This window comes from Paenibacillus qinlingensis, assembly GCF_013204845.1.
Lineage (GTDB): Bacteria > Bacillota > Bacilli > Paenibacillales > NBRC-103111 > Paenibacillus_E > Paenibacillus_E qinlingensis.
Genome location: NZ_JABMKY010000009.1, coordinates 100,560 through 118,262, shown reverse-complemented (window position 1 = coordinate 118,262; position 17,703 = coordinate 100,560). Strand labels below are relative to the sequence as shown.

Genomic DNA, 17,703 nt, shown 5'->3' with positions numbered 1-17,703 from the left:
ATGTAAAAATTGGAGGGGATTTAATTGAAAGCGTTCAAACAAAAATGTTCGCTTCTTTTGGTTTTGGCCATGCTCATTAGCCTGCTGCCATTGCCTGTGGTTGGGGATGTAATCACAACACCAGCTTATGCGGATAGTGTGATTCCGACAGCTAATCTTGATCTTTGGTTAAAAGCAGATGCTGGGGTTACGGCGGATGCTAATGGGAAAGTTAGTCAGTGGGCTGATCAGTCTGGCAAAGGTAACCATGTAACGCAAGCGACAGCGACGAAATATCCGAGCCTTGTCACGGATGCAGTATATGGTAAGCCGGCCATTCGGTTTACAGGAGACGTTGGTGGGAGCAGCAATCAGTTTCTGAGCAAAGACCTGGTTGCGGATTCCAAAGCGTGGACTGGAAACAGTACGGTCATTATGGTGATGCAACAAACTAGTTTGGCGCAATTAAATGCCAAAGGAATTTTTTCTAATGATTTAGGCTCCAATATTGGAGCATGGTCCATTGTGACAAGTACCGGCAATCCGCAAAGACTGATGGTGCTCGGACCGAAGGAAAAAGCTGATGCTCCAGGTGTTGTAGACGGCACGTCTAACGCGAACTTGGAGGCTGCGTCGACGTCGACTCCGACAATAATGACGGTAACGATTGATACGACATCAGACGCGACTCTAGGCATTATTAGCGCTTATAAGAATGGCGTATTGTCATCAATGAACGGCACGTCGGTCGGGCAAGTTAAGAATGCTTTCTATAAAAAGTTTAATAACTTTAAACATTACGTCATAGGCAAAAGCTACAGCACATCGGAGTTGAATATGGCGGCAGATGTATCCGAAGTATTAGTCTACAAAGGTGTACTATCGGATAGTGATCGACAAACCGTTGAAACCTATTTGATGAATAAATATTTTACAGTCTCGCCTGTCGTTGCAAGTGTACCTTCGGGTTCGATTACGGCTGGTCAAGCTGTGACACTGTCGACTCCAACTGTCGGATCCACTGTGTACTACACGCTTGACAGCAGTGACCCGCTGACTTCAGGTACTCGTCTGACCTATTCGGCTCCGATTGTCATTTCGAGTAGCACGACGATTACGGCAGCGGCAAAAGGTGTTGGGTTAACGGATAGTCCAGTATCAACTTTTACGTATACCCTATCATCCAAGCTGGTAAAACCTACGGCGTCGGTACCTACAGGCAACGTTGCATTTGGTAAAACGGTAACGTTGACCGCCTCTGCAGGGACGACGATTCGCTATACGCTAGATGGTACAGATCCGAAAACATCTCCTAGCAGCAAGGACTATACGGCACCATTCGCAATTGTGGCCACTACAACGCTGCGCGCATATGCAACCAAAGCGGACATGACAGATAGTGATGAATCGGTATATACCTATACGTTGACACTGGCTGATCCCGTGAAGGCCAATGCCATTTCTGGTGCCATTTTTAATGGTGGAAAGATTAAGCTTTCTTCAACAATAGAGGGGGCATCCATTTATTATACGAAGGATGGCAGTGATCCCGTTTCTTCGGGAACCAAGACGCTGTATACAACACCGATCGTTATAACGGGTGCTACAACTGTAAAAGCTTATGCAGAATTAAACGGATCTGCCGGCAATGCAGTTGCACAATACGATTATACGATTTACACGCCAACGTCTTCTGTGACGAACTTGCCTGATAGTTACTATAACAGAGACGGGCTTGAAAACATGCCTCACTTGAATTATGAAGCCATGAAAGTGGCGAATGTTAAAGATTTCGGAGCGGTAGGGAATGGTGATGCGAGTGATGCTGAAGCTTTTGATAAGGCAATTAATGCCTTAAACTCTGTCGATGGCGGCGTTGTCTACGTTCCAAAAGGATTCTACTACTTCCCGTTTGACTTGACAGATCCATTGAATCGCTGGGCTTGGAAGCGTAATTACAACAATGTTCATTTCATCGGTGAAGGCGACGAATCGGTTATTCGATTCAAGCTTCCAGGAATTCCAACATTGCCTGCCGGAAGAACATGGACGAATAGAAATGGTGTATTCTCGGGGTTTGCTTACGGTTGGAGAATTGATGGCAAGGATATCTCTTATAAGGATCTAGCATTCTCCTGGTACCCTCGATATGACGCGAGAGGTGGAGCAGGAGGCTATACGGTTGCAACATCTGGCGAGAACATTCAAATGAATCGCGTATCGATCGATCAAGGGAATATCGGAGCGGTATTTTGGCAAAATACGAAAAACGTGTACGTGGTCGACACGCAAGTTCGTAATACAGCGGCAGACAGTATTCACTTTGCTAATGTTGCGGATGTAGTGGCAGCATACAACCTCGTCGATGGAGCCAATGACGACTCCATCGCTAGTATCGATGACAAGGAATATAATGTCGCAGATAATCATCAATATTTACACAACACGATATTAAACAGCTATTGGGGACGAGGGATTACCGTCACGGGGACCAATAGTCGTGTAGAAGATAACTGGCTTGAAAATATTAAGTCATCTGGTGTCTACACGAACAACGGCGGTCAAAGCAGTGTGTCAGGTAACGGTCACGATACGGAGCACTTGCTAATTAAGAATAATACGATCGTTCGCTCTGGGCTCATGGGTTTGAATGATAACCAAAAAGGCGCAATTGCATTTAATCAGTATAAAGACGATCTAACTGTTGAAAATAACCATGTTTACGGCGGGCAATCGTACGGGATTTATTTTAATCCGTGGGGACCTGCATCTACAATCAGCAACGTTCGGATCAAAAATAACGAAATTGCTGCAGTTGCAGGGAGCGCCATTGTATTTAATTCCAACATCAAAGTAAATAACATTGATATTACGAATAACGACATGTTCGGTAATGGAACAGCTGGCGGAAGCGTAAACTTTAACGCTGCTGAATTATCCGGAAATGTAAATTTGTCCAATAACAAGGTTTCTGGGGCTGTCTCCAATACGACTTATGCGTATGGATTCCCAATTGTTGCGACCCAGCCAGTGTATACGAATCCTTATGCTGCGATTGCTGCAGAGCCTTCTGCGACAGATTGGGCAGGAGCTCCAGTCGTTACAGTTGCTGCAAATGAAATCAACGTGAAGAATTATGGAGCAAAAGGCGACGGAGCAACGAATGATACGCAAGCTTTTTATGATGCATTGAATGCGATTCCAGCTTCGGGGGGTACACTTCGTATTCCGGCAGGGACTTATGTGCTAACACCACTTTCAGGCAAAGATTCTCGTCCTTATAGTCAAATTAAACATCATTTGCTACTTGAAGGTCGTGACAATGTCCACATTGTTGGGGATGGGGACAGCTCCGTATTGCGCTTTACAAGCGCGGATCATTATGGCATTCGTCTTCTGAATTTGACGGATTCATCAATCCGCAATATAAAGCTGGAGCTTGCGAATAAGCCATTTTTACGCCATAATCGTTCGCTGCTTGATATAACTGGCAGCCATGGCGTCGTAGCGGAGCATGTGACAGTAGTGAACTCAGGCGGTTCAGGCATTCAGGTAGACGCCTCAACTGGTGTTTCCATTCAAGCTTGTACAGTCACTGACTCGAATATGAGCGGTATCCTTTTAGTGGCATCCAGACAAGTTTATGTGGAGAATTCGACATTGAACGGCAACCGTGACCATGCAATCTTTGTCAACAAGCAAGGCAGTATCGCGCGTCTATCAGAGTACATTCGAATTGCGGGTAACGTTATCGACGGTGAAGGAAAATCAGAGCAAAGCGGTATTGCATTTGCATCCGGCGATAACATGCTAGCACTTAGCAATACGATTAAAAATACGCATATGGCAGGAATCTTATTCTATTACACAAGTGAAGTGTATCCTACAGATCGTATTACCGTGACAGGCAATACGCTAATTAATACCAATACGGGTACAAATACGTTAACTTACGGCGCAATTAGTTCTATGATGTCCAAAGGCGGCAATTTCACCATAACTGAAAATACGATTCAATCTACACCATACTCTGGTATTTGGGTGAAGGATAGCACACTCAAATCCTTAAAGTTGACTGCGAATTCATTTACCGATACAGCGACCAAAGGCGGGGCAATCATTGATATTGCCAGCGATCAATTAGCAGCAATTCCTCAATACACTGCTAATACGGATCAAATCGCCGTTCAAACGAAGCCAGTGCGAATTGCAAGTGGCTCTGGCTGGGGAATCGCAGTCACGATTCAAAATCTGATGTCCTTGCAACCGAGTGCAGGCGGAACCGTCAAAGTGATGAGTCCAACAGAGTGGGCAACTACGATTGCTCCAGTCACTTTCAGTACCATCGCACCTGGCCAATCGAAGACGGTCATCGTTCCGGTTCCAGCTCCACTTCCTATTAATATTGGAGCAATCCCTTTTACAATAAAGATTGATCAAGGCGATACGATCTCAAATGTAACCAAAAGTGTGAACTTCCTTGCAAGCAGCGAAGCATTGACAGCTCCAGTAATTGATGGAACTGCTTCCGAATGGGCGGATACGGATTCTGCCGTTTTGAACCAGGCTAGTCAAGTTAGATTTACTTCATCGGATTGGACAGGTGCTGATGATCTAAGTGCTACTGGTTACGTGAAACATGATGAAACGAACCTATACTTCTCTGTAGTAGTCAAAGATAACGTACATGCTCAAACCAATACGGGTTCTGATATTTGGCGTGGAGACAGCTTGCAGCTGGGGATAGATGCAGGCAGAGCTGTGTCGAGCGGTCAGGCAGGCAATATGAGCGAGCTTATTTTCGCCCTAACGGCAGGCAATCAGCCTGCAAAGTGGAGGACAACAGCTCCAAACGGTAAATCAACAGGAAATCAGTTCAGCGGTGAGTTAGCTGTACAAAGGAATGAGACGAACAAAACGACCACTTACGAGATCTCACTGCCTTGGACGGAAATTTTACCAAATGCATTAACTGATGTACCTGAAAGAATTGGCTTTTCATTCTTAGTCAATGATGATGACGGTACGGGAAGACGTGGATGGATCGAATATATGAGCGGTATCGGAACAAGTAAAAACCCAAGTTTATACGGAGATTTACTTCTTGATCAAACTCAACCAAATGTTGCTGTAACAGGAGTGGAGCTAGATAAGGATACAATTCAAATTGATTTGGCTTCTTCACAAAAATCGCAAAAGCTAACAGCTTCGGTGCTTCCAACTATTGCTACAAACCAAGCAGTGACGTGGACTTCCAGTAATACTCCAGTAGCAACAGTTGATGGGGATGGAAAAGTGACGGCACATAGCGTAGGAACGGCAGTTATCACGGTAACGACCGCAGATGGTGGCTTTACGGCTACGAGTATTGTAACAGTAAGCGACTCTACTACTACTACTAACAACTCGACATCTCCGACAACCATGCCAAGTGGAAATCAAGACAAGGTCGAAACGACTGGCTCAGGTGTTGTTCTTCAGCCGGATGCGGCTAGTAGAGTAACTAATTCCATTGACGGAAACAATATTACTAGCCTTAAGGTTAATGAGGATCTCATAAATAAAGCTTTGGATGCTCTTGAGGATAAGGGCAAAGGAAATAAAACAATTGTTATTAAAGAGAGTGCAAATACCGGTTTACAGATCGAAATCAGCGGTAAATCAGCTTCTGCCTTAGTGAAAGAGAAGGATGCGGTTCTATCTCTTCTAGTTGGCAAGAATGCTATCCATGTGCCAGTTAGTCTTTTAGATTTTGAACAAATAGCTCAAGAGTGGAAGGTTAAACAGGATGATCTGAAGGTAAGAATAGTCGTGCTGCCAGCATCTAAAGAGGACAAGAAGCAAGTGAGCTTGCTAACTGCGTCGACAGGTACCTCGCTTGCCACGGATGTATTCAGCTTCGGAATCCTCGTAGAAGCAGGAGGACGTCAACAGCAAATTGACAGTTATGGCGGCACTTATTTGACTCAAAGCATGTCATTTCCAGCAGTTTCGAATTTCAACAAAATTACGGGTGTCATGATCGATTCAGTAACTGGAGAGATGGTTTTTGCACCGACAACATTTGCATTGGTGGACGGTCAAACCGTAGCTACGATGAGAAGTAACGGAAGCGGCATCTTTGCAATTGTACAATCGGATAAAAATTTCAATGACATGTCGGGACATTGGGCCGAAAACGACGTCCATATGTTGGCTTCAAAGCTTCTGATTAAAGGAATGACAACCGATGGATTTGAACCAGAAGCAGCTGTGACAAGGGCGCAATTCGCAGTAATGCTGTCACGATCACTCGGAATAACGCAAAAGGATGGCGCTTTACAAGAGTTCAAGGACGTTCATGAAACAGATTGGTTCAATCGTCAACTAAGCGCTGCTTTACAAGCAGGTTTGATCGATGGTTATGAGGACGGGACCATGAAACCTAATGAAACGATCTCACGTGAACAGATGGCCGTTATGATTGCCAGAGCTTTGCATTTCACACATAACGACATCCAAGTGACGGAAACGAAGGAAAAGCAAATAAAAGCAGGCTTTGGAGATGGTGCCTCAATCGAAGATTGGGCTCTAGAAGCCATTGCAAAATGTCTGGAGGCTGGCATTTTGCAGGGAGTTTCCGAGAATAGTTTCGGAGTTGATCAAAACGCTACGCGGGCACAAGCCGCAGTTACCCTAAGCAGACTACTGAAGTTCACGAAATTTATTAATTAGTTACTAGAAAAGACAGGCTACGTCAATTCAGCCTGTCTTTTCTAGCTTTTTATGAAGGAGGGAAAGAAATTGCAAACGGATGTGCTGCTGTCAGACACAAAAGTGTTCAACCGTTTCCCACGTTATTCAGAGAAAATGATGGAATGGGTGGATGACAATTATCAACACAAATGCGTGTTGGAAAGACTAGCCACCGTACTCTATTTGTCTCCATCTCATATTTCACATCTATTTCATCAGGAAACGGGAGGGACACTATCCGAGTATCTAACCTCGCGAAGACTTCATGAAGCCACCAAGTTACTGCGATCCACATCCCTGCCCATTCAAGAAATTAGTAAGCAAATCGGATATAACAGCGCGTCCTATTTTACTCGTGTATTTAAACGTCATAAGGGTATAACTCCCTATCATTATCGTCAGGCAGATACCTAAAAACGCTCAACTCATCTACAGTCCCCACTCAGTATACTTAGAACAACGAGAACCCACGTTCAGCCTGAACGGCTGAACGTGGGTTCTCGTTTGTGGATACGAATATCCGAGAGCCAAGTATGTCGCAAAATAAATTTTCTGAAGTATCTACAAACCGTTATAGTGGGGGAGATCATGTGGGAATTTTTGATTGCTCCCGGAAGGCACTAGGTGTTTGTCCTGTGGATCTACGAAATAATCTTGTGAAATATTTATAATCGGGAATTCCCACTCGTTCGGATATTTCTTGGACTTGAAGTGTTGTTTCCTTTAGCAGCTTCTTGGCTGCTTGCATCCGATAGTGCGTGACATAATCTGAGAAATTGCTGCCTGTTTGGGCTTTAAATAAATGACTGAAATAGTTAGGACTTATTTGATGATGCTGACACACGTCAGTCACGCTAATCGGTTTGTGGAAATGGGTATTAATATAATCGAGCGCATCCTGAATTTCAATACGATAGTGATTGTCTTTACTGGATAATACCTGAATGGTCCGTTTCCACTGCATCAATCGAAGTAGGTAGGCTTCAACATCCTGTAGGACCTCAACTAATTCAAGGGAATCGATTAGAGCTGTAGCACCTAATGGATCATTCGCGGTCCAATGATTGGTTAGTTCTTCTAACCAACTGATGAGTTGTGCTGGTTGAACATGCTGCTCTTGAATTTTACTTACGACCTCTTCGTAAAGGCTCCTTCGCAGGCTGCTATCATCTACAAACGGATTAATGCTTTGTAAGCTATTATTCAACGCTTGCTTCTGTACTTCACCTAATGCGTGATAAGGTGTGAAATGGGAATAAGTATATACCATACCTAAATTATTATAGAAGCGCTGTGTAGTTGCACTGATAGCTTCGTTAACCGCTTCTTTCAAGCGTGTCGGGAGCTGGCTGTGATCCAAGGAGAGCCTCTTGGCGTTGCTGAAGCCAGACGTAACTGTAAAAGGTAAATAAAGCTTGATAAACTCATTTATTTTTTGGAACAAGGAGAGGACTTGCGACTCTGCTTGCTCCATTTGATAAGCGGAATCCCAGTGCAGCCATAAACATAAGGAATTTTCCTCGGTCCAAGGAAAGAGATTACCATTGTAGTGGGTGGAGCTGACCTCTTCAATCATCTGCATCAATACGTACTTAAATAAGGAGATATCTCGGGAATGAAAGGTTTGTTTCAACTCAGGAAATTTATCGATTTCCAGGTAAGCTATCGTAAAACCGTAGGATAAGGGGTGAAGCTCGAGCATCGAGAACTCCTTACGAATAGATTCTGGAGTCGCATACATTTGGTCCATCACATTCATGATGAATTGTTTGCGAAGTAACGGCTTACTTTGCTGGAAACGATGTCTCTCCTGGATCTTCTCAAGTAATAATTCACGGTCTAATTCAATTTCTTTTCTAGCACGTTCGAGTAGATCGAGAAGCTCACGATGCCCGGAAGTAATTTTCAAGAGATAGCCAATAGCTCCGAGTTGAACGGCTTTGCGGGCGAAATCGAACTCTTGATAGTTGGATAAAATGATAACCTTTACACGTGGCATCAAGGTTTTTAAGTGTTCAGTTAATTGCAGGCCATCCATCCGTGGCATGACGATGTCTGTAATGACAATATCGGGGTTGAGCTGTTTGCACAGCTCCAGTGCTTCCTCGCCATCTTCGGCTTCTCCAACGATTTCAAAGCCATTCTCAGCTAATGGGAATCCAATACGGAATCTTTCCCGGACTAAATCCTCATCATCCACAATAATGCAACGTATATTTTCGCTTATAATCAAATTCGATTTCATAAGCTGTCATCTCCTTTTATTGCTGGCATTAGAAGTTCAACTCTAGTGCCGATTCCTTCCTGACTTGTGATACTTAATCCATATTCTTTCCCATAATGCAACTGATAGCGTTCGTGTACATTTCGTAGACCTATTGAATTAAAACCCTTTGGCTTAGCAGGCGAAGGACTCCCTAAGTTATCGAGTAGTAACTGCGCAAGTCGCTCAGGGGATATCCCAGTCCCATTATCTTCCACGAATAATAAAATAGAGGTTCTGCCATTCATGAAGCCTCCTCCGATGTGAATGATACCCTCGCCTTTTTTCTTACCTTTGATACCATGAAAGATCGCATTTTCAACGATTGGCTGTAGAGAGAGCTTCAGCATTTTATAACTCAGTAATTCTTCTTCAAAGGAATATTGAACCTCAAATTTGTGCTGATAGCGAATTTGTTGGAGATACACATATTGCTCGAGTCCTTCCAGTTCCGCGCCTAACTCTGTGAATTCAAGTCCGTGATCCATCGTATATTGAAACAGTCGAACGAGAGCATTCAAGACTTTAGGGATCTCGTCTGTGCGATTCAGATCGACAAGTGCGTTAATCGAATTTAGTGTATTGTATAGAAAATGAGGATTAATTTGCGAACGCAGCGCCTTGAGTTCGAATTTCTTTTTGGCTTGCTCGATGAGTACCTTTTCATCTACCAACGTTTCAATTCGGTCAAGCATTTCATTAAAGGAATCAGCTAAGGATAGGAACTCATCCTGACGCTTTAGGCGTATACGGATATGCAAATTACCATTTTTGATCCGGTTCATCTGTATGATTAGTTTTTGGATTGGCTGATTAATCGACCTCGCCAAGTAGAGGGAGAGAATGAAGACGATCAGGGTGAAGACACCAGCGAACCAAAGTGTATAATTTTTGAATTTTTCCACTTCACCTAAGAAGCGATCCTTATTTACGAAGTGAAGTAATTTCAATTTGAACAAATCGGGAGTACTGATCCGCACGATATATTCATCATTATGGATCTTTACAATTTTAGTCTCATTATTAGCCGTATATACAAGATCTTGGAGAGCAGGAAACAGTTCAGAGTATTCCTGCTGCTGGAAGGACCCGCGCAACTTGATGTCACTCAGTATAGGGCGAAGTTCGCTGTTAAAGACTAATGTGGAAATTTCCTTATCAATATTACTGTCCATGAATAATTTATTGATCTTTTCAGAGTTAATATCGATGGCAAGTATACCTTTAATTTCTGTCCCTTTTCTGACGTTGGCTGTCACTGTACTAATGAGACCTTTGGAAGGAGAGTAGTAAGGTCCGATGTAGTTGATTATCTTAGTGCCAGTCTGGTTAATAATGTAATCTGAGATCTCAGGTGGAACTGAATAATTGCCACTTGTTTGAATAACATGGCCTGAAGGCTCTATGAAAAATAAGCTTTGTGTTAGCGGGTACAGGGAATAATTGTACGTTTTAAGAATAGCGGCAATTTCTTCTTCCGTTAGGCTGGTTTGGGCGATTTCACTCGAGATTAAGGAAAGTGCTTGTTGCAAATCACTCGTAGTTCTTGCTAATTGTTCCTCTGTACGATCTGCTAGTATTTCCATTCGCTCTAATTGACTTTGCGTCACAATTTGGAGTGTGTATCGGTAAGCGAATAGACCTAGGAGTAGTACGGCGGCGATAACGACAGTTGAATTTAGGATGAAAATTTTAAAACGAATACGTTTCGTGAAGCGCAAATAATGCTGAATAATTCCCATGTTGCACCTGTCCTGTATCGTGATCTTTCCTATTAGTAATTGTTAAGCAAGCTAAGGGTGCATGTCAATGTATTTTGGGGTCGCTATAGATTAATCCACATAGTTCGTAGAATTCTTATATATAGTGCTTATTCAATCGCATGAATGAGTGACAAGTTTCAATAGATTAATCCACCTTGGTTATAGTAGGATGGGATACTGCGAAAGGTTAGTGATTGCTACAATTAAGTTGTAAACAAAATCAAACTAGCAAATAAGGGGAGTCGAACACATTGAACAAAAAAGTCAAAACTTCGGCATTGGCTGTATTGGCACTATGCACAACGATCGTGTCCGCTGGCTGTTCCAAAAACGCTGTAGAACCTGCACAAAGCGTTGCTCCAGCAACTAGTAAACCTACTGCACAGCAACCGCCAAAAACGGTTAAGGTTGTACTACCTTCAGCTAGGGCGGAAGATGAAGCATTCTATAAGGCAGAAGTTAAGAAGTTTATGGACAAAAATCCGGATGTTAAAGTTGATTTGCAATTGAATCCATCCGCACAGTATAACAATGCCGTGCAGTTAATGTTTGCAACGAATGAAGGGCCGGATGTGTTCTTCATCGTAGGTGGTAAAGCGCAATGGCAGCTTGCTTCCGACAATGGATGGATCCAACCGATTGATGAATATTTAACGCCGGAATTCAAGGCGAGATATCCACAAGGTACCTTTGATAAGGATAGCTGGCTCCGTTATAAAGACAAAGTGATCGGCGTACCTTTGGCGGATCCGCGTTACAGTAAAGTTAGACCCTTATTCTACAATGTCGACATTTTGAAACAATATGGTATTGATGCGCCACCGAAAACGTATTCCGAATTCAAGAATATGTCAGCGAAAATCACCAAAGAAGGCAAAGGACAAGTGTACGGTACCTCTATCATGGGGAAAGACCTGGGTGCTTTCTCCGCTACCATTGCAGGATTCGCTGTATCGAACGAAGGAGGAGTTCTTCAACAAGAGGGAGATTGGCCGATTAGCCTCCTAACGGGTCAGGCAAATGCAGCTTCCATGGCTCCTGCGGTTGAAATTTTCCGCGATTTGAATGCACAGAAAGTTTTGGCACCAGGTTGGGAGAACTGGGATCCGGCGCAAATGCATCAGCAATTCGCAGCAGGTAAGGTTGCGATGTTCGTTGGTGCAGCATGGCAAGCTGCTGAAATTCTGAAGCTGAAACCAGACATTAAGCTTGGTATTGCTGCAGCACCAGTACCTGATACGGGACGCAAAGGCTTTAGAGATGTACCTACACCAGCTGAGCCTAAGTTCGTAATCGGATCGGGGTCCAAGGTGAAGGATGCAGCCTGGAAACTACTTGATTATTTCGGATCTGCTGAATTCCAAAAATCATATTTCCAATCATCCAAAGAAATGGTCGTTATTCCAAAGGCATATGATGGCATTGAGTTGGACAGTGTTTCGAAACAAGTGCTGCAAGTGATGAACGAGACCTTACGCTTGGCGCCACATGTGAGTTTGAAAAACGCAGATATGGATAAGCTGTCCAAACCAATTGCTGACGGGCTGCCAAAACCAAGAATTAAGGATCTTGGCGTGAAAGCAATTATTAACAATGAAGACGTAAAAGCGGTATTTAGCGAATATGACAAGAAAGTTAATCAGTTAATTGATGCTGAAATGAAAAAGGCACGCGATGGCGGAAGCAAAATTACGATCGAGGACCTTAAATTCCCAGAGTGGGATCCAATGAAAGATTTTCTTAGAAAATAAGTGATTTCGTGAGGATATTCCCTCAAGAGCGATTATGCGCTTGAGGGAATCTCTTTATGGAAAAGGGGGACTATTATATCATGGCTCGGGAAAAGGAGTGGAAGGAATGAACGCACACCAAGAGAGGGCATTACCATCCTCGACCTCAGCAATAGGAAATAAAACAGCGACATCTGCTTTATGGAAACGGATTAAGCAGCATCGCTGGCACTACTTGTTCATATTGCCTATGCTGGTTTTATTTCTAATGTTTTCGATTTGGCCAATGGTTGGAAGCTGGTACTACGCTTTCTTTGACTGGGATGGGACAGGAAGACCAACGAACTTTATTGGTTTCGCCAATTTTATAGAGATATATACAGATCCTGGATTTTGGAATGCTTTCAAAATTACATTCTCATTTGCCATCAGCAATGTATGTATCCAATTACCGCTAGCGTTGATTGTTGCGGTTATTCTAAATCATCCTGCTGTTAAAGGAAGAAATATTTATCGTCTCTTAATCTTTTTGCCAGTTATTTCGACGACAGCCGTTGTTGGTATCGTATTCGTCATCTTATTAAACCCGCTCGGTGGGCCGATTAATGATGTACTTTTGAAAACGGGATTGATAGACAGCCCGATTAACTTCTTGGGATCTCAAAAACTAGCGTTACCCACCTTATTAGTTATTTCGCTATGGAAAAGCTTTGGTACGCCGCTTATTTATTGGCTTGCAGGCTTGCAAACCATTCCTGCAGAGCTGTATGAAGCTGCGAAAATCGATGGAGCTGGCGCTGTTCAGCGTTTTACGCGAATTACGATTCCGTTGCTCGTACCCATTGGTATTATCATTGTCTTATTGACATTCATAGGCAATCTTCACCCCTTTGACTTGGTCAAAACGATGACAGAAGGCGGACCTGTCAAATCCACCGATGTTATTGATACCTATATTTACCGCTATGCATTTGAAACAACGGAGTACTCAAGTACACGTTATGGCTTCGCTTCTGCTGCGGGAATCGTATTCAGTATGGCTGTATTTCTAATTGTGTTGGTTCAAGCCGGTGTTATGAAAAAAGTAAGACCTGACAAAGGAGGGCAATCGGCATGAGGACACGACGCACTGGTAAAACATTGGCTCAGACCGCGATGCATCTCCTTTTCATCGGAATTACCTTCTTGTGGAGTTATCCATTCTTATGGATGATCTCCTCGGCGTTCAAGTCGCAAGGTGAAATGTTTCTTGGGGGATTACGGTTAATTCCGAAGGAACCGACACTAGTCAATTTCAGTAGAGCATGGGAAAGCGCTAAGTTCTACTTGTATTTCTTTAATACGGTATTCGTTACTCTGATGGTTATTTTAGTCGTACTTCTTGTGTCCTCATTGGCGGGCTATGCGCTCGGTCGCGGTAATATGCCAGGCAAGAAGATCGTACTAGCAGCCCTGGTTGTGGCTATGTTTTTGCCGAAGGGTTTCACCATTATTCCGTTATTTGAGCTGATTGTAAAAATTGGCTTTAACAATAGCCTAATGGGTGTTGTATTAGCTGAGGCAGGACCGTCTAACGTGGTTTCCATACTACTGTTCATGGGATTTTTTGTTTCGATTCCGAAAGAGGTCGAAGAGTCTGGTGTCATGGACGGCGCGAGTCAACCTCGTATCTTCTTCAACATTATGCTGCCTTTAACAAAGCCAATCATTGCAACGGTTAGCATATTTACATTTATTGCGGCATGGAATGCATTCCTAGTGCCGTTGATTTTCACACTAGGCAAACCAGAGCTTCGTACACTAGGAGTTGGGATGTATAACTTTTTTGGTACGAACACAGTGGATTGGACCGGGATAGCAGCAGGTGCCTGTATGTCATTGATTCCAATTATTATTGTTTTCCTATTTCTGCAGAGGTACTTTATTGAAGGAATCGCGGGTTCGATCAAAGGGTAATTGTTCATGCAGGTCAAGTAAACAAAATGGGAGAGATATCACACATGTTATATACATCAGAAAAGCTTGAGAAACGGATTGCCGAGCTTTCGGAGTATCGCTATAGAGATCCTATTGCGATTCGTTCTCTGCAATGTGCTTTGGATGAGGAGGGGAACATAGGGGAACGACCTCCAACGGCATTTGATCAAGAACCGCTTCAGTTAGGTGATTCTTGGGAAGGCAACGATACCTACCTATGGCTTCGAACGGAGGTTAAAGCGCCAGAAGCATGGCAGGGCAGAAAAATTGTTGGCCGTTTCGACTTCGGAACCTCCGGACCCAATCACATTTCCGGCTTTGAATCGCTGCTTTATGTGAATGGCTTGCCTTATCAAGGCGTCGATACGAACCATCAAGAGGTACTGCTCCCACCAGCATGTACAACGGAGTCGCATACACTTACTTTTCGGTTATGGTCGGGTTTGAAAGGCTATGGCAGCTGGGGACCGCGCAATAAAGCGGAACATAAGATCCTTAAGGCAGAATTGACATGGCTGGACGAAACGGCAGATGATTTATATTTTACAGCGAAAGCCGCGATAGAAACGGTTAAACGGCTTTCTGACAACAGTGCAGACAAGCAAATGCTGCTTGCTGCAGTGAATAAAGCATTTTTGCAAATTAGCTGGTCAGAACCAGGGTCTCCAGCGTTTTATGAGAACGTCGCAGCTGCGAGTACAGTGCTTAAAAGCGAGCTAGATTCACTAGACAAGAACTCAGCGATTACCGTTCACTGTGTAGGGCATACGCATATAGATGTAGCGTGGCTATGGCAATTGAAGCATACGCGAGAGAAATGCGCACGTTCGTTCTCGACGGTGCTTCGACTCATGGAGCAATATCCTGAATATTTATTTTTACAAACACAGCCGCAATTGTATGAATACATGAAGGAAGACTATCCGGAAATTTATGAACAAATTCGCGCTAGAGTGAAAGAAGGACGATGGGAAGCCGACGGTGCCATGTGGTTGGAACCAGATTGCAATTTAACTTCAGGTGAATCCTTAGTCAGACAAATTTTGTACGGCACGCGATTCCTACGTGAGGAATTTGGCGTCGAATGCAGCTATTTGTGGTTGCCGGATGTATTCGGTTATAGCTGGGCCTTACCACAAATTTTGCGAAAATCGGGCATTAGCACGTTCATGACGACGAAAATCAGTTGGAATCAGTACAACAGGATGCCTCATGATACCTTTATGTGGCGGGGGATTGATAGTACTGAGATTTTGACACATTTTATTACTACACCAGAACCTGGGAATACGATCTACACGTATAATGGCATGGTTACCCCGCAAACGGTACAAGGTATATGGGATAACTATACAGATAAGGCAGTCAATAAAGAGCTCCTGCTTTGTTACGGGTACGGAGATGGCGGCGGTGGGGTAACTCGCGAGATGCTAGAGATGCGCCGGCGATTGGATGTGCTGCCTGGCTTGCCTAATGTGAAGACAAGCCGTGCTGATGATTATTTCGCAGGACTTCAAGAGCGGGTTGCACAAAGTGAAGAATACGTGCATACGTGGGATGGCGAGCTATACTTGGAGTATCACCGTGGAACATACACAAGCCAAGCGCGCAACAAGCTTTTGAACCGAAAAGCTGAGCTCATGTTGAGAGAAAGTGAATTTACTTTTGTACTAGAAGGGCTGCTAAAAGAAAATTGGTCGCAATATCCATCGGATGAATTGTTAAAGATTTGGAAAACCGTCCTTCGCAACCAATTTCATGATATTTTACCAGGAACATCGATTCGTGAGGTGTATACGGACAGCTGGCAGGAATATGAAGAAGCGGACCATTCCCTTGTTTCTCTGTGGAAGAGATCTTTAGCGGAGCTCACACGGAAGGATACATCGGAGGCAGGATTTGCAAAGGCAAGTATTTACACTGTGTATAACTCAGCTTCATGGAATCGCAATGAATCCGTTTATGTACCCGAAGCGGATCACAACGGAACATGGTTTAGTGCTGAAGGGACGGATCTTCCTGCTCAACGCAGCGGCGAGGGCTGGGTCGTTCAGATGCAAGGCGTGCCTGCCATGGGGATAACGGAACTGCATTTTGAGTCTAGCGAAAGTAAAGGTGCCCAATCACACTCGTTTGACTTCCAGACAGATAGCCTAACAACTCCGTTCTACTACTTGAAGTGGAATAGTGAAGGCCAGCTAACGCGAATCTATGACAGAGAGAACAATCGTGAAGTGCTTAAAGCGGGTGAATTTGGCAATGTGCTGCAAGTATTTGAGAATAAGCCATTACGAGATGATGCTTGGGGCATTGATATTTATTATGGCGAAAAGAAACGCGAAGTTACTGAGTTACTTTCATTCTCCTTAACAGAGGTTGGACCCGTCAGAGCGGTCATACGCTTCGAGTGGATGTTCGGTCAATCACAGATCGTGCAAGAGCTAATCGTGTATACGAAAAGTCGTCGCATTGATTTCAAAACGAAGGCTAATTGGCACGAGCGCGAGCAAATGTTGAAAGTTGCTTTCCCAGTAAGCATTCGTTCAACAGAAGCTACGTATGATATTCAGTACGGTAATGTGAAGCGTCCGACCCATTGGAACACAAGTTGGGACTACGCGAGATTCGAAACTGTCGGCCAGCAATGGGCTGATTTATCTGAGCACGGGTATGGGATTAGCTTGCTGAATGATTGCAAATATGGATACGACATCAAGAATCATGTCATGCGTTTATCGCTCATTAATTCACCTGTATTTCCTGATCCGGAGGCTGACCGCGGTGAGCATCAATTCACGTATGCGCTGCTTCCACACGCTGGCGATTGGAGACAAGGAGAAACCGTGCGTGAAGCTTGGTCCTTAAATAGTCCGCAAACTGTTGCAATCGGCGGCACATCACATGCTGGTTTATCGCTCTTTAATTTGTCCTCACCACATGCGATTATCGATGCTGTGAAAAAAGCCGAAGATGAGAACGCTGTTATCTTGCGCATTCATGAGTTCACGGGGGCACGAGGCTTATTAGATATCACGAGTAGTTTGCCAATGCGAGGTTGGGCTGAGTGCGATCTCATGGAGCGGATTGAATCAGATAAGCAGGAGAGCAGTATCATTAGTTGTGCGTTGAATCCCTACGAAATTAAGACGTTCTTAGTATACTTCTAAATTGGATACAGAGAGAGTGATTTGGATTGCTATGCGCTAAGAAGATTTAATTCAGGTGCCCTTCGTTTTCTTATAAACGAGGGCTTTTT

The 17,703-nt window shown here is 43.8% G+C and carries 8 protein-coding genes; 6 read left to right on the top strand and 2 right to left on the bottom strand.

Features of this window, described 5'->3' with window-relative positions; translation table 11 throughout:
* Positions 1-24 precede the first annotated feature (24 nt).
* Both HQN88_RS18040 and HQN88_RS18035 read left to right on the top strand, forming a co-directional pair.
* Positions 25-6,693: an S-layer homology domain-containing protein gene (locus HQN88_RS18040; RefSeq protein ID WP_173114969.1), complete on the top strand. Its 6,669-nt coding sequence runs from the start codon at positions 25-27 to the stop codon at positions 6,691-6,693.
* Between the two features lie 69 nt (positions 6,694-6,762).
* Positions 6,763-7,128, top strand: a complete 366-nt coding sequence (locus HQN88_RS18035) for a helix-turn-helix transcriptional regulator (protein ID WP_173114966.1) — start codon at positions 6,763-6,765, stop codon at positions 7,126-7,128.
* A 172-nt stretch (positions 7,129-7,300) separates the two neighbouring features.
* On the opposite strand, the gene HQN88_RS18030 is transcribed toward HQN88_RS18035, so the two are convergent.
* Together HQN88_RS18030 and HQN88_RS18025 are read right to left on the bottom strand one after the other, a co-directional pair.
* The gene (locus HQN88_RS18030; protein ID WP_173114963.1) at positions 7,301-8,959 is read right to left on the bottom strand and encodes a response regulator transcription factor; all 1,659 of its coding nucleotides are present in this window, start codon (positions 8,957-8,959) and stop codon (positions 7,301-7,303) included.
* On the bottom strand, positions 8,956-10,719 hold the full coding sequence (locus HQN88_RS18025) for a sensor histidine kinase (protein ID WP_173114961.1): 1,764 nt from the start codon (positions 10,717-10,719) through the stop codon (positions 8,956-8,958). Before HQN88_RS18025 ends, HQN88_RS18030 begins: the two co-directional genes overlap by 4 nt.
* Positions 10,720-10,991: 272 nt before the next feature.
* Between HQN88_RS18025 and HQN88_RS18020 the strand changes: the two genes are divergently transcribed.
* The 4 genes from HQN88_RS18020 (at position 10,992) to HQN88_RS18005 (ending at position 17,614) form a co-directional block, all read left to right on the top strand.
* Positions 10,992-12,491 (top strand): ABC transporter substrate-binding protein, encoded by a 1,500-nt coding sequence (locus tag HQN88_RS18020; RefSeq protein WP_173114959.1) that lies wholly within the window; start codon positions 10,992-10,994, stop codon positions 12,489-12,491.
* A 106-nt stretch (positions 12,492-12,597) separates the two neighbouring features.
* Entirely contained in the window at positions 12,598-13,587 is a 990-nt protein-coding gene (locus HQN88_RS18015; RefSeq protein WP_173114957.1) for a carbohydrate ABC transporter permease, read from the top strand.
* Positions 13,584-14,426, top strand: a complete 843-nt coding sequence (locus HQN88_RS18010; RefSeq protein WP_173114955.1) for a carbohydrate ABC transporter permease — start codon at positions 13,584-13,586, stop codon at positions 14,424-14,426. The genes HQN88_RS18015 and HQN88_RS18010 overlap by 4 nt, the downstream gene beginning before the upstream one ends.
* A 44-nt stretch (positions 14,427-14,470) precedes the next feature.
* Positions 14,471-17,614: an alpha-mannosidase gene (locus tag HQN88_RS18005; protein ID WP_173114953.1), complete on the top strand. Its 3,144-nt coding sequence runs from the start codon at positions 14,471-14,473 to the stop codon at positions 17,612-17,614.
* The last annotated feature ends 89 nt before the right edge of the window (positions 17,615-17,703 follow it).

Excerpts from the sequence above, each read along its gene's own strand:
- HQN88_RS18025 (WP_173114961.1), bottom strand. The coding sequence starts at position 10,719 with ATGGGAATTATTCAGCATTATTTGCGCTTCACGAAACGTATTCGTTTT.
- HQN88_RS18030 (WP_173114963.1), bottom strand. The coding sequence starts at position 8,959 with ATGAAATCGAATTTGATTATAAGCGAAAATATACGTTGCATTATTGTG.
- HQN88_RS18005 (WP_173114953.1), top strand. The coding sequence starts at position 14,471 with ATGTTATATACATCAGAAAAGCTTGAGAAACGGATTGCCGAGCTTTCG.
- HQN88_RS18010 (WP_173114955.1), top strand. The coding sequence starts at position 13,584 with ATGAGGACACGACGCACTGGTAAAACATTGGCTCAGACCGCGATGCAT.
- HQN88_RS18015 (WP_173114957.1), top strand. The coding sequence starts at position 12,598 with ATGAACGCACACCAAGAGAGGGCATTACCATCCTCGACCTCAGCAATA.